The sequence below is a fragment of the Streptomyces dengpaensis genome (assembly GCF_002946835.1).
Lineage (GTDB): Bacteria > Actinomycetota > Actinomycetes > Streptomycetales > Streptomycetaceae > Streptomyces > Streptomyces dengpaensis.
Map to the genome: position 1 here is coordinate 2,511,731 of NZ_CP026652.1, position 23,336 is coordinate 2,535,066.

Consider the following 23,336-nt stretch of genomic DNA (forward strand, 5'->3'; position numbering starts at 1 on the left):
CGGTTACAGCGCGTCCGGGCCGCGCTCGCCCGTCCGGACCCGGACGGCGGTCTCGACCGGGATGGACCAGACCTTGCCGTCACCGATCTTGCCGGTGCGGGCCGCCTTCACGACGACATCGATGAGCTGTTCGGCGTCCTCGTCCTCGACCAGCACCTCGATGCGGATCTTGGGAACCAGGTCGACCGTGTACTCAGCGCCACGGTAGACCTCGGTGTGGCCCCGCTGCCGACCGTAGCCACTGGCCTCGGTGACCGTCAGACCCTGCACCCCGAACGCCTGAAGGGCTTCCTTGATCTCGTCGAGCCGGTGCGGCTTCACGACGGCGGTGATGAGCTTCATGCGTCCACCTTCTTGCTCTCGGTGCCCGCGGCGGCCGGGACGGCGGTGCGGGCCGCGCCGCCGCCGGCACCGCTGAAGTCGTATGCGGTCTCGGCGTGCTCCGCCTGGTCGATGCCCGCGATCTCATCGTCCTCGGTGACGCGCATGCCCATCGTCTTGTCGATGACGAAGGCGAGGATCGCGGAGACGATGAGGGAGTAGGCGAGGACGGCGAAGACACCGGCGCACTGCTTCCAGAACTGGGTCATGCCGCCGCCGTAGAAGAGACCCTCGACGGTGGACTGGCCCTTGCCGCTGGCGAAGAGGCCGACGAGCAGGGAGCCGACGACACCGCCGACGAGGTGGACGCCGACCACGTCGAGGGAGTCGTCGTAGCCGAACTTGTACTTCAGGCCGACGGCCATGGCGCACAGCAGACCGGCGATGGCGCCGACGGCGATCGCGCCGAGCGGGGAGACCGCACCACCCGACGGAGTGATGGCGACGAGGCCCGAGACCGCACCGGAGGCGGCACCCAGCGTGGTGAACGCGCCGTGGCGGATCTTCTCGTAGATGAGCCAGGCGAGCATGGCGGCGGCGGTGGCGATCTGCGTGTTGACGAACATCAGCGCGCCGACGCCGTCGTCGTTGCCGAGCCACGAACCGGCGTTGAATCCGAACCAGCCGAACCACAGGAGACCGGCGCCGAGCATGACCAGCGGGAGGCTGTGCGGACGCATCGGGTCCTTCTTGAAGCCGACGCGCTTGCCGATGACCAGGATCACGCCGAGCGCCGCGGCACCGGCGTTGATGTGCACCGCCGTGCCACCGGCGAAGTCGATCACGCCCAGCTCGAAGGCCCAGCCGCCGGCGCCCCAGACCCAGTGGGCGACCGGGAAGTAGACGACCGTGGCCCACAGGGCGATGAACAGCGCCCATGCGGTGAACTTCACTCGGTCCGCGAGGGCACCGCTTATCAGGGCGGGCGTGATGATCGCGAACATCAGCTGGAAGACCATGAAGACGAAGATCGGGATGGTGTATCCGTCCCACAGCTCCGTCAGGCCGATGTTGCTGAGGCCGACCCAGTCGGAGTTCCATCCGATGAGGCTGCCGGAGTCGGTGCCGAAGGCGAGGGAGAAGCCGTACAGCACCCACAGGATGGTGACGATCCCGAGGCTGATGAAGCTCATCATCAGCATGTTCAGGGTGCTCTTGACGCGGACCATGCCTCCGTAGAAGAAGGCCAGGCCCGGGGTCATGAGCATCACCAGGGCGGAACAGATGAGCATGAACCCTGTGTTGGCGGCAGACAGCGTGGGTGCCTCTGCGGCAAGGGTGATGGCTGGTGCCATCGGCGTCTCCTCGTCGTTGGTACGGCCCCGTGCGGGCGAAGCCTGAGCGGATTGAGGGGTGGGCCGGTTATGCGCCATGAGATTGGCGCAGCACGGTTTCCGTCGACGCCCCTCGATGTTTCGCGCCCGTGACGAAGGCAGCCTGCGTGTTACGCGTCCATGAACTGCCGGATGGCGGCCGAGTCGATCGTTATCGTGACGCAATCTTCGACGAAGATCACGGCGACCACCACTTCACGCCGCCGAAGCGCACCGCAACCATCAATTGAGGAACCCACACGGCGACCAGCCAGGTCCGGGAGAGCGGCGCCGGTTCAGGCGCAAAAGGCAGTCTCGGGCAGGTCGACGGCGAGCTGGTCGGTAAGGTCGATGATCTCGGCGAGGTCCCCGAAGTCGCGGGCCGCCGTGTCGACCGTCTTTCGGATACGAGTGTTGACGCGCTCGGAGCGCACCTTTTTGGCGATCGCCATCGCCTTCCTGGCCAGGACCGCGCTCTGCTCGGGCTCGCGCTCCAGGAGGTGCACGGTGGCCATGCCGATGAGGTTGAGTGCGTACGAACGCTGGTGCTCGTCGTCCTTGGCGAAGAGGTCGACGGCCTGCTGCATCAAGGGCTCGGCCAGCGAGGCGTAGGTGGGGCTGCGGCCCGCGACGTAGGCGAGGTCGCGGAAGGAGTGGGAGTTCTCGCCGTGCAGCTCGGCGCGGGAGAAGAAGCGGATCCAGTCGGGGTCCGGGTCGTCCCACTCATGGACGTCGGCGAAGGCGTCCTCGGCCATCCGGACGGCCCGCTTGCACTTTCCGGGCTGGCCCACGTTGGCGTAGGCGCGGGCCTCCATCGCATACAGCATCGACTGGGTGCGCGGGCTCGCGCAGTCGCGGCTGCCGTACTGCGCGAGGTGGATGAGTTCCAGGGCGTCGTCGGGCCGCCCGAGGTGGATCATCTGACGGCTCATGCTGGAGAGGATGTACGAGCCGAGCGGCTTGTCGCCCGCTTCCTTGGCGGCGTGCAGGGCGAGTACGAAGTACTTCTGCGCGGTCGGCTGGAGCCCCACGTCGTAGCTCATCCAGCCCGCCAGCTCGGCCAGTTCGGCGGCGACCTTGAACAGACGCTTATTGGTCGCGGCGGGCTGGGGTTCCTGGAGCAGGTCCGTCACCTCGTGCAGCTGCCCGACCACCGCCTTGCGGCGCAGGCCCCCGCCGCACTGGGCGTCCCACTGCCGGAACATCACGGTGGTGGTCTCCAGGAGGTCCAGCTCGGGCTGGGAGAGCCGGCCGCCGCGGCGCACGGAGGCCGGCGGCTCGGGCTCGTCGGGGGCCGATGCGGGTGAGGGCACGAGCCAGCGCTGCAGGGGCTCGATGAGGGCCGGGCCCGCTGACAGGGCGAGGGAGCTGCCGAGGAAGCCGCGGCGGGCCAGCATCAGGTCGCTGCGCGAGTACTCGCTGATCAGCGCCACGGTCTGCGGGCCCGTCCAGGGCAGGTCGACGCCCGACACGGACGGTGACTGGTGGGCGGCGCGCAGGCCGAGGTCCTCGACGGCGACGACACAGCCGAACCGCTCGGAGAACAGCTCGGACAGGATCCGCGGGATCGGCTCGCGCGGGTTCTCCCCGTCCAGCCAGCGGCGCACCCGGGAGGTGTCCGTCGAGATGTGATTGGCCCCCAACTGGCGGGCCCTGCGGTTTACTTGACGTGCGAGCTCGCCCTTCGACCAGCCGCTGCGCACAAACCACGAGCCGAGCATGTCATTGGGGCGCTTGTCAGCGTTCGTCCCGCTTCCGCCGTTGCCGCCCACTGGAACGCCCCCATCCCTGAGACCACTTGCTGCGCCGCGTGTGCCAAGCCCTATCAGAGTGCCGGTAAATACGGCTGCATGTCCGGCAGTTCTCACTCTTCGAACGGGAAGCCGACTTGCCCTTGACATACCCACGAGTGCACACGCTCCCAGGACTCGTGCACTCAAAGTAATCCTACGATCACCCGTCCAGCCATGGCGATTGCGGAAACGCCACCATTCGCCACCCCTTCGAATGAACTCCGGGTCGCCTGTGCGCGATTCACTTGACAGTGAACGGCCGGGCGTGGGTGGAGCGGTGTGCGCCGGGGCGCGCGATGCCGAGCACACCACCCCGGGCGCCACAAAGCGCCGCCTGGACCGCGCGGCACGGGGAAGTCGGGAACACAGGGTCACATTCCGCTTCCATCACGTAACCATCGGTGCATCGGACCCGTTGGAGGGGGCATGGGCTTCACGATCGGCAGCAGTCGGGGGATGCGCGAAATCCGGCCCGGCTCGCGGCGCCGCGGCCGCTCGTCGGAGTGCACCGCCGTGGCCGAGTTCACCGGACTGTGGGGCTGGGACGCGGTCCCGGGCGCGCGGGCCGCAGGCGGGGCGTGCTCGTGCGGCAAGGCCGACTGCCGCGCACCGGGTGCGCATCCGCTGGATTTCGCCCCGGCGATCCCGGCCGGCGCCACACTCGACGCAGTGACCGAGGCCTGGGCCGACTTCCCGGGTGCCGCCGTCATGCTGCCGGTCGGCCGCGCCTTCGACGTGCTCGAGGTCGCCGAGCCCGCCGGGCGCCGCGCGCTGGTCCGCCTCGAACGCATGGGGCTCCCCCTCGGACCGGTCACGGTCACCCCGGACGGCCGCGCCCACTTCTTCGTCGCCCCCGGCTCCGCGGCCGAGCTGCCCGACCTGCTCTACCGCATGGGCTGGGACGACGCGTCCCTCGACCTGCACGGCCTGGGTCCCGGTACGTATGTCACGGCCCCGCCCTCCGACCGTGGCGGCCTCGGCCCGGTCCGCTGGCTCCGCTCCCCGGCCCTGGACTCGGCGACAAGGCCACCGGCGGCTCGTCTGCTGCTGGGGACGCTGGCTTACGTGGCGCACCGGTCGCGGGCATAGGCCTCCTGGGCGACTGAAGCGAGGGGCCCCACCACATCTGCACCATGGGGTGGGGCCCTTCTTTTCACCACCCGACCGCCGCAACCATCAATTGAGGAACCACGACGGCGGGCAACCAGGTCCGCGAGAGCGGCGCAGGTTCAGGCGCAAAAACAGTCACTCTCCGATAAGCGCATCCACGAACGCCTCCGGCTCGAACGGCGCCAGATCGTCCGCGCCCTCGCCCAGACCCACCAGCTTGACCGGTACGCCCAGCTCGCGCTGCACGGCGATGACGATGCCGCCCTTGGCGGTGCCGTCGAGCTTCGTCAGCGCGATGCCGGTGATGTCGACGACCTCGGCGAAGACGCGCGCCTGGACCAGGCCGTTCTGGCCGGTGGTCGCGTCGAGGACGAGCAGGATCTCGTCCAGCGGCGCGTGCTTCTCGATCACGCGCTTGACCTTGCCGAGCTCGTCCATGAGGCCGGTCTTGGTGTGCAGGCGGCCGGCCGTGTCGATGAGGACGACGTCGGCGCCGATCTCCTTGCCCTCCTTGACCGCGTCGAAGGCGACGGAGGCGGGGTCACCGGCCTCGGGGCCGCGGACGGTGTGCGCGCCCACCCGCTCGCCCCAGGTCTGCAGCTGCTCGGCGGCGGCCGCGCGGAAGGTGTCGGCGGCGCCGAGGACGACGCTGTTGCCGTCGGCGACGAGAACGCGGGCGAGCTTGCCGGTGGTGGTGGTCTTGCCGGTGCCGTTGACGCCGACGACCATCACGATGCCGGGCTTGCGGTCCTCCGGCTCGGTCTTCACCGTGCGGTCGAAATCGGTGCCGACCAGCTGGAGCAGCTCCTCGCGCAGCAGGCCGCGCAGCTGCTCCGGCGTCCGCGTGCCGAGCACCTTCACCCGCTCACGCAGCCGCTCGACCAGCTCCTGGGTGGGCTGCACGCCGACGTCGGCGGTGAGCAGCGTGTCCTCGATCTCCTCCCAGGTGTCCTCGTCGAGGTGCTCGCGCGACAGGAGCGTGAGCAGCCCCTTGCCGAGCGCGTTCTGTGAGCGGGAGAGCCGGGCGCGCAGCCGGACGAGGCGTCCGGCGGTCGGCTCGGGGATCTCGATCTCGGGAACTTCGACGACCGGCGGTTCCTCGACGGCGACGGGAGCCGAGGACTCCGGAAGATCCACTTCCTCTATCGTGCGGCGCGGTTCGTCGCGCGGCGTCTCGGCCTCGTCGCCGACGTGCGGCTCGGCCGGAGGGGCGGTGATGTCCGGAGCGGCCGGGGGCGGCGGGGGCAGCTGCTTCCGCTTGCGGCTGCCGATGACGAGCCCGCCGAGCGCGCCGATGACGACCACGGCGATGACTACAGCAAGGATGACGATGTCCATAACGCTCCCCAGTATCAGCCATCCCTGCCGTGGGAGGCGGGACCCCTGCCACGGGAGCCGGAATCCCTCCCGGCGCAGGACTTCGCACTTTCTACCAAAAGCCGCGAATGGACACTACTCGGATTAACTTATGATGATTCGCCATGAGCACCACCGCACCGACCGATGGCGCCTCCCACGCGCACACCCCCAGTGCCCTGGAAACCCGTGGCATCGAGCCCGTCCCCCACTCCGAGCGCACCGCGAAGACCCGCCAGCTGTTTCCCACCTGGGTCGCCGCCAACATCAGCGTCCTGCTGCTGACCATGGGCGCGAGCCTGGCCGTCTCGTACGGACTCAACTTCTGGCAGACCCTGGTCGTCGGCGTGGCGGCGCCGATCGTGTCGTACGGCCTGGTCGGCCTGATCGGCATCGCGGGCAAGCGGGGCGGTGCCCCGGGCATGGCCCTGTCGCGCGCGGTCTTCGGGCAGCGCGGAAATCTGCTGCCCGGCTCGCTGATCTGGATCGCCCGCTGGGGCTGGGAGACGATCAACGCGGTGACCGGCGCCTACGCGCTGCTCACCGTGCTGGACATCGTCTTCGGCATCGAGAGCAGCACGCTCCTGATCGTCGGGACGCTGCTGCTCTTCGTCATCGCGACGTTCGCGATCTCGGGGCTCGGCATCAACGCCGTCCAGAAGTGCAACAAGTGGGCGACGTACCTCTTCGGCGGCTTCTCCGTGCTCGTCCTCGGCCATCTGGTCGTGGACACGGACTGGGGCAAGGTCTTCGGGCAGGGTGCGGGCCCGACGCCCTTGATGATCACGGGCATCGGCATGATCGCGGCGGGCGGCATCAGCTGGGTGCCCTCCTCCCCCGACTTCACCCGCTATCTGCCGCGTACCGCGTCATCTCCCGCGATCGTGCGCAACACCATCGGCGGCGCCGGCATCGTCGTACTCCCCATGGTGCTGATGGGCGCCGTCATGGCGGCCGGCACGCCGGATCTGGCCTCGGCCGCCGACCCGGTCTCCTTCCTCGGTGAGATCCTGCCGCTGTGGATCGCGGTGCCGTATCTGCTCATCGCCCTGGTCGGCATGCTGCTGATCAACGCGATGTCGATGTACTCCGCGGGCTTCACCGCACAGACCCTCGGCTTCAAGGTGCCGCGGCACTGGGCGGTCTCGGTCAACGCCGTGATCTCGCTGGTCTTCGGCGGCGTCCTGATGCTGGTCGCGACCAGCTTCATGGGCTCGTTCATCGCCTTCCTGTCGATGCTCGCCGTCGCGTTCTCGGCCTGGGTCGGCGTCTTCGGCGCGGACATGCTGCGCCGCCGGGAGTACGACGCCGAGGCGCTGCTCGACACCACGCGCACCCGCGCGTACTGGTACCGGGGCGGCTTCAGCCCGGCCGCGGTCGCGGCGTGGGCAGTGGGTCTGGGCAGCGGACTGCTGTTCACGACGTCCGACTGGTTCACGGGCCCGCTGGCGACCGGCAACCCCGTCGGCGAGTACGGCCTCGGCTGGGTGGCCACCATCGTGGTCTCCTTCCTGCTGTACGCCGTCCTGCCGAAGCCCGCGGTGGCTGCGGCCCGGCAGCCCGGGCCCGCCGTTGAGCGGGCCGATGAGCCCGCCGCTATGGCCGTCTGACACACCGTCAGCTACCGTCCCCCTTCACACTCGAAGGGGGACTCCCCATGCCCGTAACCGTCGTACGCTTCAACCTCGTTGACCCCGATGCCACCCCGGCATCGCTGAGCGCCCGCTACCAGGCCGCGGTCGAGATGTCCGCGTACGCCGACGACCACGGCCTGACCACCGTGCAGACCGAGGAGCACCACGGCGTCGCCGACAACTGGCTGCCCTCGCCGTTCACGTTCGCGGGCGCCGTCTTCGGGGCGACCCGCCACATCGCGGTCACGGTGTCGGCGGTCATCGGACCGCTGCACGATCCGCTGCGCCTCGCCGAGGACATCGCCGTACTCGATCTGCTCAGCGGCGGACGGCTCGTGACGGTGGCCGGAATCGGCTACCGGCCAAAGGAGTACGCCCTGTTCGACGTGGAGTGGAAGCGGCGGGGCAGGCTTCAGGACGAACTCCTGGAGACGGTTCTCCAGGCCTGGACCGGCGAGGAGTTCGCCTACCGGGGCCGCACGGTACGCGTCACCCCGCGCCCCTTCTCGGACCCGCACCCCCTGCTGCTGGTCGGCGGTTCGTCCCAGGCCGCGGCCCGGCGCGCCGCCCGGCTCGGGCTGCCGTTCTTCCCCAGCGCGCACCTCCCCGAGCTGGAGGCGTACTACAAGGAGCGGCTCGTCGAGTACGGCACCGAGGGCTGGACCATGATGCCCGCCGCCGAGACCCCGCTGCTGCACATCGCCGAGGACCCGGACCGGGCGTGGGCCCAGTACGGCCGGCACTTCCTGCACGAGGCGCGGACGTACGCCTCCTGGCAGACCGGCGACATCCGCTCGGCGGTGAAGTCGGCGGCCACGACGGTCGACGAGCTGCGCGCCGAGGGCGTGTACCGGATCCTCACGCCCGACGCGTGCGTGGCCCAGGGGCTCGACACGTACGTCCTGCACCCGCTGTCCGGCGGGATGCCGGTGGACGAGGGATGGCGCAGCCTGCACCTGTTCTGCGAAAACGTACTGCCCCGGCTCAAGGACCTCGAAGGCATCGACGAGTGAGCCGGGGCAGTACGTCTCTGACGAGTACGGGGAGAGGGGCAGCGGGGACTTGGCCCTTCTCCCGAGTTCCTACGGGGAGTGACGGGGGTTACCCCATCTCCTCCAGGGCCTTGCCCTTGGTCTCCTTCACGTACTTGAGCACGAAGGGGATGGAGAGCGCGGCGAAGATCGTGTAGATCACGTAGGTCGTGGAGAGGTTCCAGTCGGCCAGCGACGGGAAGCTCGCGGTGACGGCCCAGTTGGCGATCCACTGCGCGGCCGCGGCCACGCCCAGGGCGGCGGCGCGGATCTTGTTCGGGAACATCTCGCCGAGGAAGACCCAGACCACGACACCCCAGGAGAGGGCGAAGAAGAGGACGAACACGTGGGCGGCGATCAGCGCGACCCAGCCCTGCGTGGCCGGAAGCCTGCCGTCGACTGAAGAGACTATGTCTTCAAATTTCAAGTCAATACTTCGTAACCTGTGAGTTTTCACCCCTCGAGTAAAGGAGTTGCGTTCACTACTTGAATCCAAGGGGAAGCCCAGGTCATGACCGGTGTGGACTACACGCGTTTCTAGCGCAACCGCTGGCTGATGACCTTCGACACACCGTCGCCCTGCATGGAGACGCCGTACAGCGCGTCGGCGACCTCCATCGTCCGCTTCTGGTGCGTGATCACGATCAGCTGCGAGGCCTCCTGCAGCTCCTGCATGATGCGGATCAGCCGCTGCAGGTTGGTGTCGTCGAGCGCCGCCTCGACCTCGTCCATCACATAGAACGGACTGGGGCGCGCCTTGAAGATCGACACCAGCAGGGCGACGGCCGTCAGCGAGCGCTCGCCGCCGGAGAGCAGGGAGAGCCGCTTGACCTTCTTGCCCGGGGGCCGGGCCTCCACATCCACACCCGTGGTGAGCATGTTCTCGGGATCGGTCAGGATCAGCCGCCCCTCCCCTCCCGGGAACAGCCGGCTGAAGACCCCCTCGAACTCCCGGGCCGTGTCCCGGTACGCCTCGGTGAAGACCTGCTCGACGCGCTCGTCGACCTCCTTCACCACCTGAAGCAGATCGGCGCGCGTCTTCTTGAGGTCCTCGAGCTGTTCGCTGAGGAACTTGTGGCGCTCCTCCAGCGCCGCGAACTCCTCCAGGGCGAGCGGGTTGACCTTGCCGAGCTGCTGGTACGCGCGTTCGGCCGACCTGAGCCGCTTCTCCTGCTCGGCCCGGTGGAACGGCCGGGGCCGGTTGCGCGGGTGCTCCGGGTCCTCGGGCAGTTCCTCGCCCTCGGCGGGGAGCGAGGGCGGCACGAGCTGATCGGGACCGTAGTCCGCGACGAGCCCCGCCGGCTCGACACCGAGCTCCTCCAGCGCCTTCGACTCCAGCTGCTCTATGCGCAGCCGCTTCTCGGCGCCGAGTACCTCGCCGCGGTGCACCGAATCCGTGAGTTTGTCGAGCTCCGCCTTGAGGTCGCGGCCTTCGGTGCGCGCGGTGGCAAGGTCCTGCTCGCGGCGCGTCTTGGCGCTGTCGGCCGCCGTGCGCTCCTCCTCGGCCCGGCTCAGCGACACCTCGACATGCGCGAGGAGCTGGCGCGCGCCGGAGGCGACGGCCTCGGCGACCGCCGCCTCGTGGCGCAGCCGGGCCCGCCGCTGCTCGGCACGCGCGCGTGCCTCGCGTTCGGCGCGGGCGGCCCGGTCGAGTCCGTCGGCCCGCCCGGCGAGCCCCTTGACCCGTTCCTCGTGCGTACGCACCTGGAGCCGGGCCTCCATCTCGGTCTGCCGTGCGTTGGCGCCGTCGGCGGCGAGCCGGTCGCGTACGGAGGTGTCGGGCTCCTCCTCGACGGGCATCTCCTCGGCCACGGCGAGCCGTTCCGCCAGTACCTCGGCTTCCTCCACGGCCCGGTCGAGCGCCTCCTGCGCCCGCGCGGCGGCGGCGGTACTCCGCTCGGCCTCTCCCGCCGCCCCTCGCGCCTGCCCGGCCAGCCGCCCCAACTGCTGCGCCACGGACGACTTCTCCCGCTCGGCGGCCCGCTGCCGCTCGCCCAACTCCTCGACGAGTCCGGCGCGTTCCTTGCGCAGTTCGGTCGCCAGATGCTGGGCCTCGGTCAACTCCTCGCAGCGTACGGCGAGTTCCTCGAGCTCGGCCGCCGCCTCGTCGACCGACGCCTGCACCTCCAGCAGACTGGGCGCCCCGGCCGACCCGCCGTGCGCGAAGTGCGCACCCAGCAGGTCCCCTTCGGCGGTGACCGCGGTCAACTCCGGCCGCGCGTAGACGAGATCCTCGGCGTCTTCGAGGGTCTCGACGACGACGATGCCCCGCAGCAGCCGCCGTACGGCGGGCATGAGCTCGACCGGACCTCGGACGAGATCGGCGGCACATGGGCGACCGTCCTGACGTCCCTGAAGGGGTACGTCGCCGGGGGCACCGTTGCCTGAAAGCGCCACCGGCGGCTGGGGCTCGGCTTCGGAGCCGGGGGGTTGCGGTGCGTCGGCGGACCTGCCGAACCCGGCCTCGGGCCTGTCCGCGCTCGGTTCTTCGGGCGACCCCGCCAGCAACAGCGCCGCCCGCCCCGCGTCCTGCTTGCGCAGAAGGCGGATGGCGTCGGCCGCCGAGGCGGGGGTGGTGACCGCGATCGCGTCGGCCGCCGCGCCGAAGGCCGCGGCGAGGGCGACCTCGTACCCGGGGGTCACGGTCAGCAGTTCGGCGGCCGGGCCCAGCAAGCCCTCGAGCCGGTCCTGCGCACCCAGCAGCGCCCCGGTGCCGTCCTTGCGGCGCAGGCCCAGCGCCAGGGCTTCGTGCCGGGCCTGAGTCGCGGCGCGCTTGCGTTCGGCTGCCGTGGCCGCCTCGCGGGCGGCGCTCAGCGCAGACTCGGCCTCGGCGAGCGCGGCCTTGGCCGCCTGGTGCCGCTCGGCAAGTTCCTGGTCGCCGGCGTCGAGTCCATCGACCTCGGCCTTGAGTGCCTCGTACTCCTCCTGAGCCGCGACCGCCCGCTCCTGGGCCTCGTCCCGCGCGGAGGCCAGCCGGTCGATCTCGGCCTGCGCGGAGGCGGCGCGGGAACGGGCGGCGTTGACCTGGCCGTTGAGGCGGGCGAGGCCCTCGCGACGGTCGGCGATGGCGCGGGCCACGTCCTTGAGGCGACGCTCCTCGATGGCGAGCTCGCGCTCCAGCTCGGCGCGGTGCGCGACCGTGTCCTCCAGGGCGCGCTCGGCCGCCTCCAGGGCCGCTTCGAGCTCGGCCTCCTGCTCCCGGATCCGCGCGGCCTCGCGCTCCATGTCCTCGGGGTCACGCCCGCGCCGTTCCTCGGCGGGCACCGACGTGGCGCTCTTCACGCGCGCGTCGGCCAGCGAGATCGTGCCGCGCACCCGCTCGGCGAGCTGCGAGAGTTCGTACCAGGTCTGCTGCGCCCGCTGGAGACGCGGCGTCAGCTGCCGTACCTCGTCCTCCAGGAGCGCCTCCCGCTGGAGCGCCTTCTTCAGCTCGGCCTCGGCGGCTTCCTTGCGCTCCTTGAGCGCGGCCTCGTCGGCGATCTCGGCCTGGAGCGCCCCCCGCAGCCGTACGAGATCGTCGGCGAGCAGGCGCAGCCGGGCATCGCGCAGGTCCGCCTGGATGACGGCGGCGCGGCGGGCGACGGCGGCCTGCCGGCCCAACGGCTTGAGCTGGCGGCGCAGTTCGTCCGTGAGGTCCTGGACCCGGGCCAGGTTCGCCTGCATCGCGTCCAGCTTCCGCAGCGCCTTCTCCTTGCGCTTGCGGTGCTTGAGTACGCCGGCCGCCTCTTCGATGAAGGCACGGCGGCCCATCGGATCGGCGTGCAGGACGGAGTCGAGCTGGCCCTGGCCGACGATGACGTGCATCTCGCGTCCGATGCCGGAGTCGGACAACAGGTCCTGAATGTCCAGCAATCGGCAGGTATCGCCATTGATCTGGTACTCGCTGCCGCCGTTGCGGAACATGATCCGTGTGATGGTGACCTCGGCGTACTCGATGGGCAGCGCCCCGTCGGAGTTGTCGATGGTGAGGGACACCTCGGCGCGCCCCAGCGGCGGACGACCGGTGGTGCCGGCGAAGATGACGTCCTCCATCTTGCCGCCGCGCAGCGACTTGGCCCCCTGCTCGCCCATGACCCAGCTCAGGGCGTCCACGACATTGGACTTGCCCGAACCGTTCGGGCCCACGACGCAGGTGATGCCCGGCTCGAACCGCAGCGTGGTCGCCGAGGCGAAGGATTTGAACCCGCGCAGGGTCAGGGCCTTGAGGTGCACGCCACTGGACTCTACCTTTCGGGCCGGTCTCACTCCATGAACCCGCGGTTTCACCCACGAACGTGCAGGGCACACCAGACGTTAAAGACTGGTACAACGCGCGGGGGAAAGCGCGGGGGAAAGACAGAAGGGACGCCAAGGAGGCGTCCCTTGCAAATCTGACAACTTAGCGGTTGATACGGGCGGCCCAACCACTGCTGTCGTAGTGCGGTGCAGTGATCAGGTGAGCGCAGGCTCCGCCTGGGGTACGTCGATGCTCTCGAGAAGCGAGTCGTGAGAAGCGGCAGCCGCGAGCGCGTCGTTCTCGGCCTGGATCCGTACGAGCTCGGATTCGAGGTCCTGTACGCGCTGCTGGAGCCGTCGCATCTCGGCAATGAGCCGCGGGTCGGAACCGCCGACGTAACCGAGAAGCGCCTTTGCCATGATGGATGGTCCTCCACACTGAGTGACCGACCGAAGCGGTGTGGGTCGTGAGGGAATCGCACCCGCGATGCTTGACACTGCTGATGTCCTGCTGCCGTTCCACATGCCAAACAGCTAAGGTGCGCGGGGCTTTCAGCGTCTCACCAAAAAGTTTGACGGTCAACACGATCACGCCCTGTATCGGCGGGCAACCCGCTGTCGCGCGGCCTTCGAACGGCTGCGCTGCGACTCCTGCGGGGCCCTCAGGGCGTGGAGATCATCCTTATCCGGCGAGCCTGCCACGACTGGCCGTTCTTGGCAACCACCAGGTCATTTCTGCTTCCGGCAGGTGCCAGTGGCATGCCATACCGCTTCCGCCTGGGCCGTTGCCGCCGTCGCCGTCAGCGGATGGCGAAGTCCTCGTACATCCCCCGGGGCGTGTCCCAGATCTCAGTCACTCCGTCTACACGCCCGGGTGTGTCGTCGCCCTGGAGCCAGTCGAGCAGGCTCTGGCATTCGACCCGGGAGCCCTCCGCGACGACCTGGACCCGTCCGTCCTCCAAATTGACAGCAAAGCCACGCAGCCCGCCGATCTCCAGCGCCTTGGCGCGCGTGAACCAGCGGAAACCCACACCCTGAACCCTGCCGCGTACCCAGACGACCAGCCGTGCAACCTCACTCATGGGTGCACGCTATCCGGACAATGTCCCAAGGAGCACTTCCTCCCCTTGCGGCATGGGGTACCGTCCCGACCCAGTGAGTCTCATATGAAACTCACTCTTTCGGGTGAGGATTGCTGACCGCAAGATCAGGAAGGCCAGGAGATTGGGACGCCACCGACGCTCCGCCGCCGGCCGCGCCGCCAGAGGCCGCGCCACCGAGGTTACGAATACCCGCGAGCTCCGCACGGACAGTTACGGCCCGGAGAACCTGTACGGCTACGCCGCGGTCGCGGACCTGCCGCACAGTTCCGCTGCCCGCTCGCACCGCAAGCGGAAGGCCGCGACCCCCGTACGTACGGGGCTGCTCGGTGTCTCGGCAGCCGTGGCGCTGGGCACCGCCGCCGTCGCCACCGGCGTGCTGCCGGGCAGTGACAACTACTCGCTCGGCGGCGGCAGCGGCGGCTCCGACGACGTGCAGTCCGCGGGCACCCCGTCCGGCCTCGAGACCCAGCAGGGCGGCGCATCGGGCACCTCGGACTCCCGCGAGGACACGTCGACGAGCCATGACGCGGAGCGCTCCGCCTCGGCCCCGCCCTCGACGTCGCCCGCCGCCCCGACGACGGCGCCTCCGAAGAAGCCCGCCACCGAGCCCAGCAAGACCACGAAGCCCGAGCAGCCCAGCAAGAAGCCCACGAAGGCACCGAAGACCACTCCCCCGGTTCAGCTGTCCCCCGAGACCGCGGCCGAGGCCGAGGTGCTCAAGCTGGTCAACGAGGAGCGGGCCAAGGTCGGTTGCAGCCCGGTGGCGGCGAACAGCGCCCTGTCGGACCTTGCCCAGGCCTTCAGCGAGGACATGGATCTGCGCGGTTTCTTCGACCACTCCGACCCGAGCGGGCTCAGCCCCTGGGACCGGGCGGCGAAGGCCGGGATAGCCAACCTGGGCGGCGAGAACATAGCCCGCGGCCAGGCCACCGCCGCGGCGGTGATGGAAGCCTGGATGAACAGCCCCGGCCACCGCGCCAACATCCTGAACTGTGACTTCAAGACCCTCGGCGTCGGAACCCACTTCGGTTCGGGCGGGCCCTGGTGGACGCAGAACTTCGGCTACTGAACGCGTACGCGTCGGCCGCGCCCACCGGGGGATGGTGGGCGCGGCCGACGCGTAAACGATGCCGACGCGTAAACGATCCCGGCGCGTAAGCGATGCACGCCTAAACGATGCCGACGCGTAAACGCTTGCGTAAGCGTTTACGTAAACGCTTACGGCCTCAGCGGCACCACAGCAGACACTAACTGCAAGTTAGTGCAACCTCACGGTTAGCGCGCTCCCTGAGTATGCTGCTGCCATGGAAACCTTCGCGCAGACCGTCGAGCGCACCGAAGGTGGCGGGAGCACCGCGCGGGCCGACGGCGAGGACCAGGCGTACAACGTGTTCGCAAAGAGCTGCCCGTCCCGGGGCACGCTCGAGCACGTCACCGGACGCTGGGGCGCGCTCACGCTCGGAGCGCTGCACGACGGCTCGTTCCGCTTCAACGAGCTGCGCCGCCGTGTCGACGGCGTCAGCGAGAAGATGCTGTCCCAGACTCTGCAGGCGCTGGAGCGCGACGGTCTGGTGCACCGCGAGGCCCAGCCCACGAACCCGCCGCGCGTCGACTACCGGCTCACGCCGCTCGGCCGCGAGGTCTCCGGGCGTCTGCTGACCCTGATCAACTTCGTCGAGGGCCACATGGACGACGTCCTGGAGGCTCGTGAGCGCTACGACGAGACGCGCGAGCGCTGACTGCCGGCGCCGGCCGTCAGGCCGACGGGCGGGGTGGCCGCTGGCAGCGCGGGCAGAAGTAGCTGGACCGGTTCATCCAGGCGCGCCGCCGCATCGGTGTCCCGCAGCGCCGGCAGGGCTCGCCCTCACGCCCGTACGCGTCGAGCGAGCGGTCGAAGTAGCCGGACTCCCCGTTGACGTTGACGTACAGGCTGTCGAAGCTGGTGCCGCCGGCGGCGAGGGCGTCGTTCATGACGTCGCGGATGTGGCCGAGGAGTTCGGCGGTGCGCGGCCGGGTGAAGGATCCCGTGGGGCGTTCGTAGTGCAGCTTGGAACGCCAGAGCGCCTCGTCCGCGTAGATGTTGCCGACCCCGCTGATCAGTGACTGGTCGAGCAGGGCGCGCTTGATCGTCGTACGACGGGCGCGCAGGGCCGTGTGGAACGCGGCGTCGTCGAAGAGGGGGTCGAGCGGGTCGCGGGCGATGTGCGCGATGACCTCCGGCAGCCCCTCGGGGGTGTTCTCATGCAGGGAGAGCCCGCCGAAGGTGCGCTGGTCGACGAAGCGCAGCTCGGTGCCCTGCCCGTCCTCGAAGCGCACACGGATGCGCAGATGCTTCTCGTCCGGAGCGTCCTCCGGCCGCACCAGGAGCTGGCCGCTCATACCGAGGTGCGCGAGCACGGAGAACGGGGAGTCGTCCAGGAGCAGCCACAGATACTTGCCGCGCCGCATGGCCTCCCCGAACCGCTGCCCGGCGAGCGCCTGAGCGAAGCCCTCAGGCCCGGCCAGATGCCGCCGCACGGCCCGGGGATGACCCACCTCGACCGTCTTCACGACCCGCCCGCTGACCCAGCGCGCCAGGCCCCGCCGCACGACTTCGACCTCGGGCAACTCGGGCACGGGGCTCCTCCGGAGGGGCGCGGTACGGGGACGACGCCCGAAGAGTACCTCTTGGTCAACGGGGATCGGCGAGGTGGTCTTCGGGCGTGAGCCCCCAGGTCAGCCGTTCGGTCCGGGCCTCGTCGCCGGCTGGCATGAGTGCGTCCACGATGCCCCGTACAAGGACGACGGCCAGGTCCTGTCTGTACGCGAACCCCGTCGCGGCGGGGGCGCTGCGACGGGGTTCGCGTACAGACGTTTACCTGTGAAGGATTCAGGCCGTGGCCGGACCGCTCGTCGCGGCCGAGGGGGCGTCGGCAGTCACCTGGGCCACCTTTTCGGCGGCGACCCTGGCCGACTTCGCGCGTTCGTCCGCGGCGGAGCGGATCGCACGCCACGCGGACTCCGCGGCCTGCTGCTCCGCCTCCTTCTTGCTGCGGCCGGTGCCGGTGCCGTACGAGACGCCTCCGACGCGGGCGGCAGCAGTAAAGGTCTTCTCGTGGTCCGGGCCGGTCTCCGAGACCAGGTACTCGGGAACGCCGAGCCCCTCGGTCGCGGTGAGCTCCTGGAGACTGGTCTTCCAGTCCAGGCCCGCGCCCAGATTCGATGACTTCTCGATCAGCGGGTCGAAGAGCCGGTGGACGAGCTCGCCCGCCGCGTCCAGACCCTGGTCGAGATAGACCGCGCCGATCACCGCTTCGAGGGTGTCGGCGAGGATGGATGCCTTGTCCCTGCCTCCCGTGCCTTCCTCGCCCCGGCCGAGCCGGACGAAGGAGCCGAGTTCGAGGCCGCGGCCCACTTCCGCCAGCGCACGCGAGTTGACCACCGCGGCCCGCAGCTTGGCCAGCTGGCCTTCGGGCAGGTCGGGGTGGGCGCGGTACAGCGTGTCCGTGACCACGAGGCCGAGCACGGAGTCCCCGAGGAACTCCAGGCGCTCGTTGGTCGGCAGACCGCCGTTCTCGTACGCGTAGGAACGGTGGGTCAGCGCACGCACCAGAAGGGCGGACTCGACCTTGTAGCCGAGCCGCCCTTCCAGAAGCGTGTGGGACGAGGCTGTGTTGTCCGCCTTTTTCTTGGCGTTTGTGTCCGCCTTGGCGTCAGACATTAGGCCTCTCACCAGCCGCTCAGACCTCGAGGACCTGGCGCTTGTTGTAGGTGCCGCAAGCAGGGCAGGCGATGTGCTGCTGCTTGGGCTCGTGGCAGCGCTCGCACGCAACCAGGGTGGGGACCGCAGCCTTCCACTGCGACCGGCGGTGGCGCGTGTTGCTGCGCGACATCTTCCGCTTCGGAACAGCCACGGCTACTTCTCCTGCTTCTCGTCGACGCCCGGTTCGGCGCCGCTCAACTCGTCCTTCTCGCCATCTTCGAGTGAACCGGCGAGTCCCTGCAGTGCCGCCCAACGGATGTCGACGGCGTCATGGTGGTGGTCCGGGTCGTCCGCGAGCCGGGCTCCGCACTCGGAGCACAGGCCGGGGCAGTCGTCCTGGCACACCGGCTGCATCGGCAGTGCGAGCACCACCGCATCACGCAGCACGGGTTCGAGGTCGAACAGGCCGTCCTCGACGAAGAGCCTGTCCTCGTCTTCCTCGGCGTCGTCGGCCGGTTCCGCTTTCATGCGGCCCCGGTCATCGGCATCAGGGTACGAGAACATCTCCTGGAAGTCCGCTTCGAGCTCCTGCTCAAGCGGCTCCAGACACCTTACGCACTCCCCCTTGGCCTGTGCACGGGCGGTGCCTGTGACAAGCACCCCTTCCATGACCGACTCAAGGCGGAGGTCGAGCTCCACCAGGGCGCCTTCCGGCACTCCGATGACTCCCTGGATCCCGAGATCCACGGGAGCGTCGATTGTGCGGGTCAAGCGCTGCAGAGCACCAGGACGCCGTCCCAGCTCGTGTGTGTCGAACACGAGAGGGTTGCGGTGGTCGAGGTGGGTGTTCAGAGCCGTTCCTGCTTTCGATCTTCGAAGCTCAGAGACGCTGCCCCTGGTGTTTCCCGGGCAGCGGTGATCGCGGACGTACGCGCGACCGAACAGCCAGGATACTGGACCTTTCGCTCTCGGCCCAATCCGGTGTGCGCTCCCGGCCCGTGCGCCGGTCTCCGCCGTCGCCGCCGGCGCAACGGCGAGCGCCTCAGTGGCCGCCGCGCCCCTGCTCGTACGCCCGCAGCTGCTCCGCGCTGATCATGCTGGTGTCGAAGAGGCTGGTCTCGTCGAGGGCGTGCGCCTGCGCGTCCAGGGCGTGCGCCGTCTGCGGCTGGGCGTAGGCCTGCTGCCCGCTCTGGTCGTACGCCGGCTGCTGGCCGTAGCCCTGCTGCTGCGGGTAGGCGGCATACGGGTCGGCCTGCTGGTAGCCGTACGCGTCCTGCTGGGCGTACTGCTGTTGATACCCGTACGGGTCGGCCTGCTGCTGGTACGCGTAGGCATCCTGCTGCCCGTACGACGGCTGGGCCGGGACCTCGGGGGCTTGGGCGGGCTGCGCGGGGGGCTGGGCGGGCTGCTCGGGGGCGTCCGCGAGCTCGGCGAGGCCGGCCAGGTAGTCGGCGTCACTCGTGTGCTGGGCGGGCGTGCCGTCGTCGGCGAAGGCGCTCAGATCGCCGAGGTCGTCGCTGGCGATGCGGCCGTGCAGCTTCTGCCGGCCGCGTCCGACGGCCTGCAGGGTCTTGGCGAGGACGGCCTCGAAGGCGCCGAGCTTGACGTCGACGTATTCATCGGCGCTGCGCCGCAGGGTCTCGGGGTCATGGCTGCGCTCGGGAGCGTCCTCGTCCTCGTATCCCTGCTCGTCGACGCCGGGTCCGGTGCCGAGGAGCTTCTCGCGGCCACGGCCGACGGAGCCGAGGGTCTTGGTGAGGACGACCTCGAAGTTGGCGAGCTTGGAGTCGACGTAGTCGTCGGCTTCCGCGCGGACCTCCTCTGCCTCCTTGCGGGCCTCGGCGAGGATGCGCTCGGCCTCGTTCTGGGAGCGGCGGGCGACCTCGGTGTCGGAGATCAGGGAGCCGCGCTCGGCGTGCGCGGAGTCGATGATCCGCTCGGCCTCCTGGCGGGCCTGCTCGACCATCTGCTCGCGGCCGCCGATCAGTTCCTGGGCCTGGGCGAGGGAGCCGGGCAGCGCCTGGCGCACCTCTTCGAGCATCGAGAGCAGCTCGGCGCGGTTGACCACGCACGAGGCCGACATGGGCATGGACCGGGCACCGCCAACCGCCGCGACGATCTCATCGAGCTTCTTCTGCACGTCCACCGTGTGCTCGCCACTCTCTACAGCTGTGATGGAGACGGACGGGTCGACTGTACGGCCACTCCCGCCCCGCCCGACACCGGGTGACGGGCTGTCAGGGGCTCAGTCCTTGCCGAGCCGCTCCTGGAGCGCCTCCAGGACCACCTGCGGCACCAGGTGCGAGATGTCGCCGCCCCAGGTCGCGACCTCCTTGACCAGCGAGGAGGAGAGGAAGCTGTAGGTGGGGCTGGTCGGGATGAACAGCGTTTCGACGCCCGAGAGACCGTTGTTCATCTGGGCCATCTGGAGTTCGTAGTCGAAGTCGCTGACCGCGCGCAGCCCCTTGACGATGGCGGGGATGTCGCGCTGCTTGCAGTAGTCGACGAGCAGGCCGTGGTAGGCCTCGACCTCGACGTTGCCGTACTCGGCGGTGACCTCGCGGATCAGCTCGATCCGCTCGTCGACCGTGAACAGGCCCTTTTTCGCCTGATTGATCATCACGACGACATGCACGACGTCGTACAGCCTGGAGGCGCGGGCGATGATGTCGAGGTGTCCATTGGTGATGGGGTCGAATGACCCCGGACAGACGGCGCGGCGCAACTGTGGTCCCTCGCTCTCCGGTCCGGTCATCGTGGGTCTTCGCACGTAGAGGCGGCGCGACCGTACCAAAAGGTCCCCTCGCCGTAACGACGGGCCCTGACTCCTTCGAAGTCGTCCGGCCAACCGAATGCGCCGCCTCTGGTGCTCCGCTCCACGGTGACGAGCGCTTCGTCCGCGAGCCAGCCCTCCGCCCGGAGTGTGAGCAGAATCTCGCGAAGATCGTCGTCCGAAACGGCATAGGGGGGGTCAAGGAAGACCAGGTCGTACGGCGCTGCCGGCGCCGCCGTCTGGATGATCTGCTCCGCTTTGCCCGACCTGACCTCGGCGCCCGGGAGGCCCAGTGCCTTCACGTTCTCCCGGATGACCCTGGCCGCGCGGGCGTCGGCCTCGACGAGCAGGGCGTGTCCGGCGCCGCGGCTGAGTGCCTCCAGGCCGACGGCGCCCGAACCGGCGTACAGGTCGAGCACGCGCTCCCCTTCCAACGGGCCGCCCAGCAGGGACTGCCAGGTGGAGAAGAGGCCCTCACGCGCCCGGTCGGACGTGGGGCGGGTGCCGGTGCCCGGCGGGACGGCCAGACGGCGTCCGCCGGCCCGGCCGGCGATCACGCGGGTCATGAGGGTCCTTTGCGCTGAGGGTGTGTCGGGTCCAGTCTCTCAGCCCTTGTCCAGGTACTGCTCGCGCTCCTCGTCGAGGAGGGCGTCCAGGGCGGTGCGCAGGCCGGGGAGGCGCTCCAGCTCCGGGTCCGCGGCGACGACGGCGGCCGCCTCCTCGCGAGCCTCGGCGATGATCTCCTCGTCGTCGATGACGGCGAGCATGCGCAGCGAGGAGCGGACGCCGGACTGGGCCTGGCCGAGGACGTCGCCCTCGCGGCGCTGTTCGAGGTCGATCCGGGAGAGCTCGAACCCGTCGAGCGTGGACGCCACGGCGTTCAGCCGCTGGCGTGCCGGGCTGGCCTCCGGCATCTCGGAGACCAGGAGGCAGAGCCCGGCGGCCGAGCCCCGGCCGACGCGACCGCGCAGCTGGTGGAGCTGGGAGACGCCGAACCGGTCGGCGTCCATGATCACCATCGCGGTGGCATTCGGCACGTTCACCCCGACCTCGATGACGGTGGTCGCGACCAGGACGTCGGTCTCGCCCGCGGCGAAGCGGCGCATGACGGCGTCCTTGTCGTCGGGCTGCATACGGCCGTGCAGGACTTCGACCTTGAGGCCCTGGAGGGGGCCCTTGGCGAGCTGGTCGGCGACATCGAGGACGGCGAGCGGCGGGCGCTTCTCGGCCTCGTCCTCGGGGGACTTCTTCTTGGTCTTCTTCGGGTCGTCCTCCTCGTCTCCGATGCGGGGGCAGACCACGTACGCCTGATGGCCGTTCTCTACTTCCTCGCGCACGCGCTCCCACGCGCGCGTGAGGAAGTGCGGCTTGTCCGCGGCGGGGACGACATGGCTGGCGATCGGCGAGCGTCCGGCGGGGAGTTGGTCGAGGACGGAGGTCTCCAGGTCGCCGAAGACGGTCATCGCGACCGTGCGCGGGATGGGCGTGGCGGTCATGACCAGCAGGTGCGGGGGCTGCTTGCCCTTGCCGCGCAGGGCGTCGCGCTGCTCGACGCCGAAGCGGTGCTGCTCGTCGACGACGACCAGGCCCAGGTCGTGGAACTGCACCTTGTCCTCGATCAGCGCGTGCGTGCCGATGACGATTCCGGCCTCGCCGGTGACCAGATCGAGCAGCGCCTGCCTCCGGGCGGCCGTGCCCATGGAACCGGTGAGGAGCACCACCTTGGTGGAGTGCTCGGCCCCGCCGAGCATGCCGCCCTCGGCCAACTCCCCCATCATCTCCGTGATCGACCGGTGGTGCTGCTGGGCGAGCACCTCGGTGGGCGCGAGCATCGCGGCCTGCCCGCCCGCGTCGACGACGGCGAGCATGGCGCGCAGGGCGACCATGGTCTTGCCCGAACCCACCTCTCCCTGGAGCAGCCGGTGCATCGGGTGCTCGGTCGCGAGGTCGTCGAAGATCTCCTTGGAGACCTTCTGCTGGCCCTCGGTGAGGGTGAAGGGCAGCCTGGCGTCGAAGGCGGTGAGCAGGCCGTCGGGCTTGGGGGCGCGGGCCACGGCAGGGAGGTGGGCGTCGGCGTAGCGTCGGCGGGCCAGGGCGACCTGGAGGACGAAGGCCTCGTCCCACTTGAGGCGGGCGCGGGCGTCGTGGATGTCCGCCTTGGTCTGCGGGCGGTGGATTTTGTGCAGGGCCTCGGGAAGGGGGAGCAGGCCGCGGCCGTCCCGGAGGGAGTCCGGGAGGGGGTCGACGGCCTCCTGGGCGCTCGCCAGCACCGTCTGCACGGACTTGGCGATCTTCCAGGACTCCAGCTTCGCGGTGGCCGGGTAGATCGGGATGAGCGCCCCGGCCCAGGAGTCGACGGTCTCGGCGGCGTCGTCGCTGTCGCCGCGCAGCGGCTCGTACGCCGGGTGGGCCAGCTGGAGGCGGCGGTTGAAGACGGAGACCTTGCCGGAGAACATCGCGCGAGTGCCGGGCAGGAGTTCCTTGTGGGGCTTGTGCACGCCGTTGCCGAAGAAGACCAGTTGGAGGCGGCCGCTGCCGTCCGTGATGGTCACTTCGAGACGCTGGCCCTTGCCGCGGGGGGCCTTGGAGGAGGCGAAGGTGTGCAGGCGCGCGTCGGCGACCTGGGCGACCACCGTCACATGCTCGTCCATGGGCAGGTCGGCGAGGTGGGTGAGCTGCCCGCGCTCCTCGTATCTGCGGGGGTAGTGGTGGAGCAGGTCACCGACGGTGTGCAGGTCGAGGTGCTCGGCCATCACCTTCGCGGTGGCGGGGCCGAGCGTCTTCTTCAGCGGTTCTTCGAGCACGGGCACGAGATCCATTGCACACCACAGCACTGACAATGCCGCATACGTCCCGGAAATCCGCTGGTCAGGCCGGTCGTTCCGGGCCTAGGATGACGCGCTCCGGCACGCTTCGCGGTCACCGTCCACCGGGACCGCCCGACC

20 protein-coding genes and 2 pseudogenes are annotated in these 23,336 nt (G+C 69.8%); 6 read left to right on the forward strand and 16 right to left on the reverse strand.

The window, feature by feature from the left end:
* Positions 1-3: 3 nt before the first annotated feature.
* Entirely contained in the window at positions 4-342 is a 339-nt protein-coding gene (locus C4B68_RS11260) for a P-II family nitrogen regulator (RefSeq protein ID WP_099502629.1), read from the reverse strand.
* On the reverse strand, positions 339-1,676 hold the full coding sequence (locus tag C4B68_RS11265; RefSeq protein WP_099502630.1) for an ammonium transporter: 1,338 nt from the start codon (positions 1,674-1,676) through the stop codon (positions 339-341). The genes C4B68_RS11260 and C4B68_RS11265 overlap by 4 nt, the downstream gene beginning before the upstream one ends.
* A 128-nt stretch (positions 1,677-1,804) precedes the next feature.
* Between C4B68_RS11265 and C4B68_RS41835 the strand changes: the two genes are divergently transcribed.
* On the forward strand, positions 1,805-1,945 hold the full coding sequence (locus C4B68_RS41835) for a hypothetical protein (protein ID WP_167459071.1): 141 nt from the start codon (positions 1,805-1,807) through the stop codon (positions 1,943-1,945).
* A 45-nt stretch (positions 1,946-1,990) separates the two neighbouring features.
* Here the strand turns inward: C4B68_RS41835 and nsdA are convergent, their stop codons facing one another.
* Positions 1,991-3,466 carry a transcriptional repressor NsdA gene (gene nsdA, locus C4B68_RS11270; protein ID WP_099502631.1) on the reverse strand — a complete coding sequence of 492 codons (1,476 nt, stop codon included), beginning with the start codon at positions 3,464-3,466 and terminating at the stop codon, positions 1,991-1,993.
* 447 nt (positions 3,467-3,913) lie between these two features.
* On the opposite strand from nsdA, the gene C4B68_RS11275 reads away from it, so the two are divergent.
* A complete protein-coding gene (locus C4B68_RS11275) occupies positions 3,914-4,576 on the forward strand; it encodes a bifunctional DNA primase/polymerase (RefSeq protein ID WP_099502632.1) in 663 nt (220 codons plus the stop codon).
* 156 nt (positions 4,577-4,732) lie between these two features.
* Here the strand turns inward: C4B68_RS11275 and ftsY are convergent, their stop codons facing one another.
* Entirely contained in the window at positions 4,733-5,935 is a 1,203-nt protein-coding gene (gene ftsY, locus C4B68_RS11280; protein ID WP_099502633.1) for a signal recognition particle-docking protein FtsY, read from the reverse strand.
* Between the two features lie 143 nt (positions 5,936-6,078).
* Between ftsY and C4B68_RS11285 the strand changes: the two genes are divergently transcribed.
* A complete protein-coding gene (locus tag C4B68_RS11285; RefSeq protein WP_099502634.1) occupies positions 6,079-7,563 on the forward strand; it encodes a cytosine permease in 1,485 nt (494 codons plus the stop codon).
* Positions 7,564-7,610: 47 nt separating this feature from the next.
* Positions 7,611-8,600, forward strand: a complete 990-nt coding sequence (locus C4B68_RS11290; RefSeq protein WP_099502635.1) for an LLM class flavin-dependent oxidoreductase — start codon at positions 7,611-7,613, stop codon at positions 8,598-8,600.
* Positions 8,601-8,688: 88 nt separating this feature from the next.
* On the opposite strand, the pseudogene C4B68_RS11295 reads toward C4B68_RS11290, so the two are convergent.
* The 4 genes and pseudogenes from C4B68_RS11295 to C4B68_RS11315 form a co-directional block, all read right to left on the reverse strand.
* Positions 8,689-9,018, reverse strand: a pseudogene (locus C4B68_RS11295) (MFS transporter); the annotation flags it as partial.
* Positions 9,019-9,155: 137 nt separating this feature from the next.
* Positions 9,156-12,830: an AAA family ATPase gene (locus C4B68_RS11300; protein WP_099502636.1), complete on the reverse strand. Its 3,675-nt coding sequence runs from the start codon at positions 12,828-12,830 to the stop codon at positions 9,156-9,158.
* 219 nt (positions 12,831-13,049) lie between these two features.
* Complete coding sequence (locus tag C4B68_RS11305; RefSeq protein ID WP_028802434.1) at positions 13,050-13,253, reverse strand: hypothetical protein; 204 nt, start codon at positions 13,251-13,253, stop codon at positions 13,050-13,052.
* Between the two features lie 380 nt (positions 13,254-13,633).
* Entirely contained in the window at positions 13,634-13,915 is a 282-nt protein-coding gene (locus C4B68_RS11315) for an acylphosphatase (RefSeq protein ID WP_099502637.1), read from the reverse strand.
* Between the two features lie 142 nt (positions 13,916-14,057).
* Between C4B68_RS11315 and C4B68_RS11320 the strand changes: the two genes are divergently transcribed.
* Both C4B68_RS11320 and C4B68_RS11325 read left to right on the forward strand, forming a co-directional pair.
* Complete coding sequence (locus C4B68_RS11320; RefSeq protein ID WP_099502638.1) at positions 14,058-15,005, forward strand: CAP domain-containing protein; 948 nt, start codon at positions 14,058-14,060, stop codon at positions 15,003-15,005.
* A 235-nt stretch (positions 15,006-15,240) separates the two neighbouring features.
* Positions 15,241-15,675, forward strand: coding sequence for a winged helix-turn-helix transcriptional regulator (locus C4B68_RS11325; RefSeq protein WP_099502639.1), 435 nt, complete (start codon positions 15,241-15,243; stop codon positions 15,673-15,675).
* 16 nt (positions 15,676-15,691) lie between these two features.
* On the opposite strand, the gene mutM is transcribed toward C4B68_RS11325, so the two are convergent.
* The 8 genes and pseudogenes from mutM to recG all read right to left on the reverse strand — a co-directional run bounded on the left by mutM (position 15,692) and on the right by recG (position 23,210).
* Positions 15,692-16,552, reverse strand: coding sequence for a bifunctional DNA-formamidopyrimidine glycosylase/DNA-(apurinic or apyrimidinic site) lyase (gene mutM / locus C4B68_RS11330; RefSeq protein WP_099502640.1), 861 nt, complete (start codon positions 16,550-16,552; stop codon positions 15,692-15,694).
* A 253-nt stretch (positions 16,553-16,805) separates the two neighbouring features.
* Positions 16,806-17,636, reverse strand: a complete 831-nt coding sequence (gene rnc / locus C4B68_RS11335; protein WP_099502641.1) for a ribonuclease III — start codon at positions 17,634-17,636, stop codon at positions 16,806-16,808.
* A 19-nt stretch (positions 17,637-17,655) separates the two neighbouring features.
* Positions 17,656-17,829, reverse strand: a complete 174-nt coding sequence (gene rpmF / locus C4B68_RS11340) for a 50S ribosomal protein L32 (RefSeq protein ID WP_028802425.1) — start codon at positions 17,827-17,829, stop codon at positions 17,656-17,658.
* Between the two features lie 2 nt (positions 17,830-17,831).
* A complete protein-coding gene (locus C4B68_RS11345; protein WP_099502642.1) occupies positions 17,832-18,470 on the reverse strand; it encodes a YceD family protein in 639 nt (212 codons plus the stop codon).
* A 190-nt stretch (positions 18,471-18,660) separates the two neighbouring features.
* A complete protein-coding gene (locus C4B68_RS11350) occupies positions 18,661-19,764 on the reverse strand; it encodes an ATP synthase F0 subunit B (RefSeq protein ID WP_099502643.1) in 1,104 nt (367 codons plus the stop codon).
* Positions 19,765-19,863: 99 nt separating this feature from the next.
* Positions 19,864-20,343, reverse strand: a complete 480-nt coding sequence (gene coaD / locus C4B68_RS11355; RefSeq protein ID WP_180289289.1) for a pantetheine-phosphate adenylyltransferase — start codon at positions 20,341-20,343, stop codon at positions 19,864-19,866.
* Between the two features lie 26 nt (positions 20,344-20,369).
* A pseudogene (gene rsmD / locus C4B68_RS11360) lies at positions 20,370-20,966 on the reverse strand (16S rRNA (guanine(966)-N(2))-methyltransferase RsmD); the annotation flags it as partial.
* Between the two features lie 30 nt (positions 20,967-20,996).
* Positions 20,997-23,210, reverse strand: a complete 2,214-nt coding sequence (gene recG / locus C4B68_RS11365) for an ATP-dependent DNA helicase RecG (protein WP_099502646.1) — start codon at positions 23,208-23,210, stop codon at positions 20,997-20,999.
* Positions 23,211-23,336 lie beyond the last annotated feature (126 nt).

Excerpts from the sequence above, each read along its gene's own strand:
- C4B68_RS11260 (WP_099502629.1), bottom strand. The coding sequence starts at position 342 with ATGAAGCTCATCACCGCCGTCGTGAAGCCGCACCGGCTCGACGAGATC.
- C4B68_RS11265 (WP_099502630.1), bottom strand. The coding sequence starts at position 1,676 with ATGGCACCAGCCATCACCCTTGCCGCAGAGGCACCCACGCTGTCTGCC.
- C4B68_RS11275 (WP_099502632.1), top strand. The coding sequence starts at position 3,914 with ATGGGCTTCACGATCGGCAGCAGTCGGGGGATGCGCGAAATCCGGCCC.
- ftsY (WP_099502633.1), bottom strand. The coding sequence starts at position 5,935 with ATGGACATCGTCATCCTTGCTGTAGTCATCGCCGTGGTCGTCATCGGC.
- C4B68_RS11285 (WP_099502634.1), top strand. The coding sequence starts at position 6,079 with ATGAGCACCACCGCACCGACCGATGGCGCCTCCCACGCGCACACCCCC.
- C4B68_RS11290 (WP_099502635.1), top strand. The coding sequence starts at position 7,611 with ATGCCCGTAACCGTCGTACGCTTCAACCTCGTTGACCCCGATGCCACC.
- C4B68_RS11305 (WP_028802434.1), bottom strand. The coding sequence starts at position 13,253 with ATGGCAAAGGCGCTTCTCGGTTACGTCGGCGGTTCCGACCCGCGGCTC.
- C4B68_RS11315 (WP_099502637.1), bottom strand. The coding sequence starts at position 13,915 with ATGAGTGAGGTTGCACGGCTGGTCGTCTGGGTACGCGGCAGGGTTCAG.
- C4B68_RS11325 (WP_099502639.1), top strand. The coding sequence starts at position 15,241 with ATGGAAACCTTCGCGCAGACCGTCGAGCGCACCGAAGGTGGCGGGAGC.
- rnc (WP_099502641.1), bottom strand. The coding sequence starts at position 17,636 with ATGTCTGACGCCAAGGCGGACACAAACGCCAAGAAAAAGGCGGACAAC.
- recG (WP_099502646.1), bottom strand. The coding sequence starts at position 23,210 with ATGGATCTCGTGCCCGTGCTCGAAGAACCGCTGAAGAAGACGCTCGGC.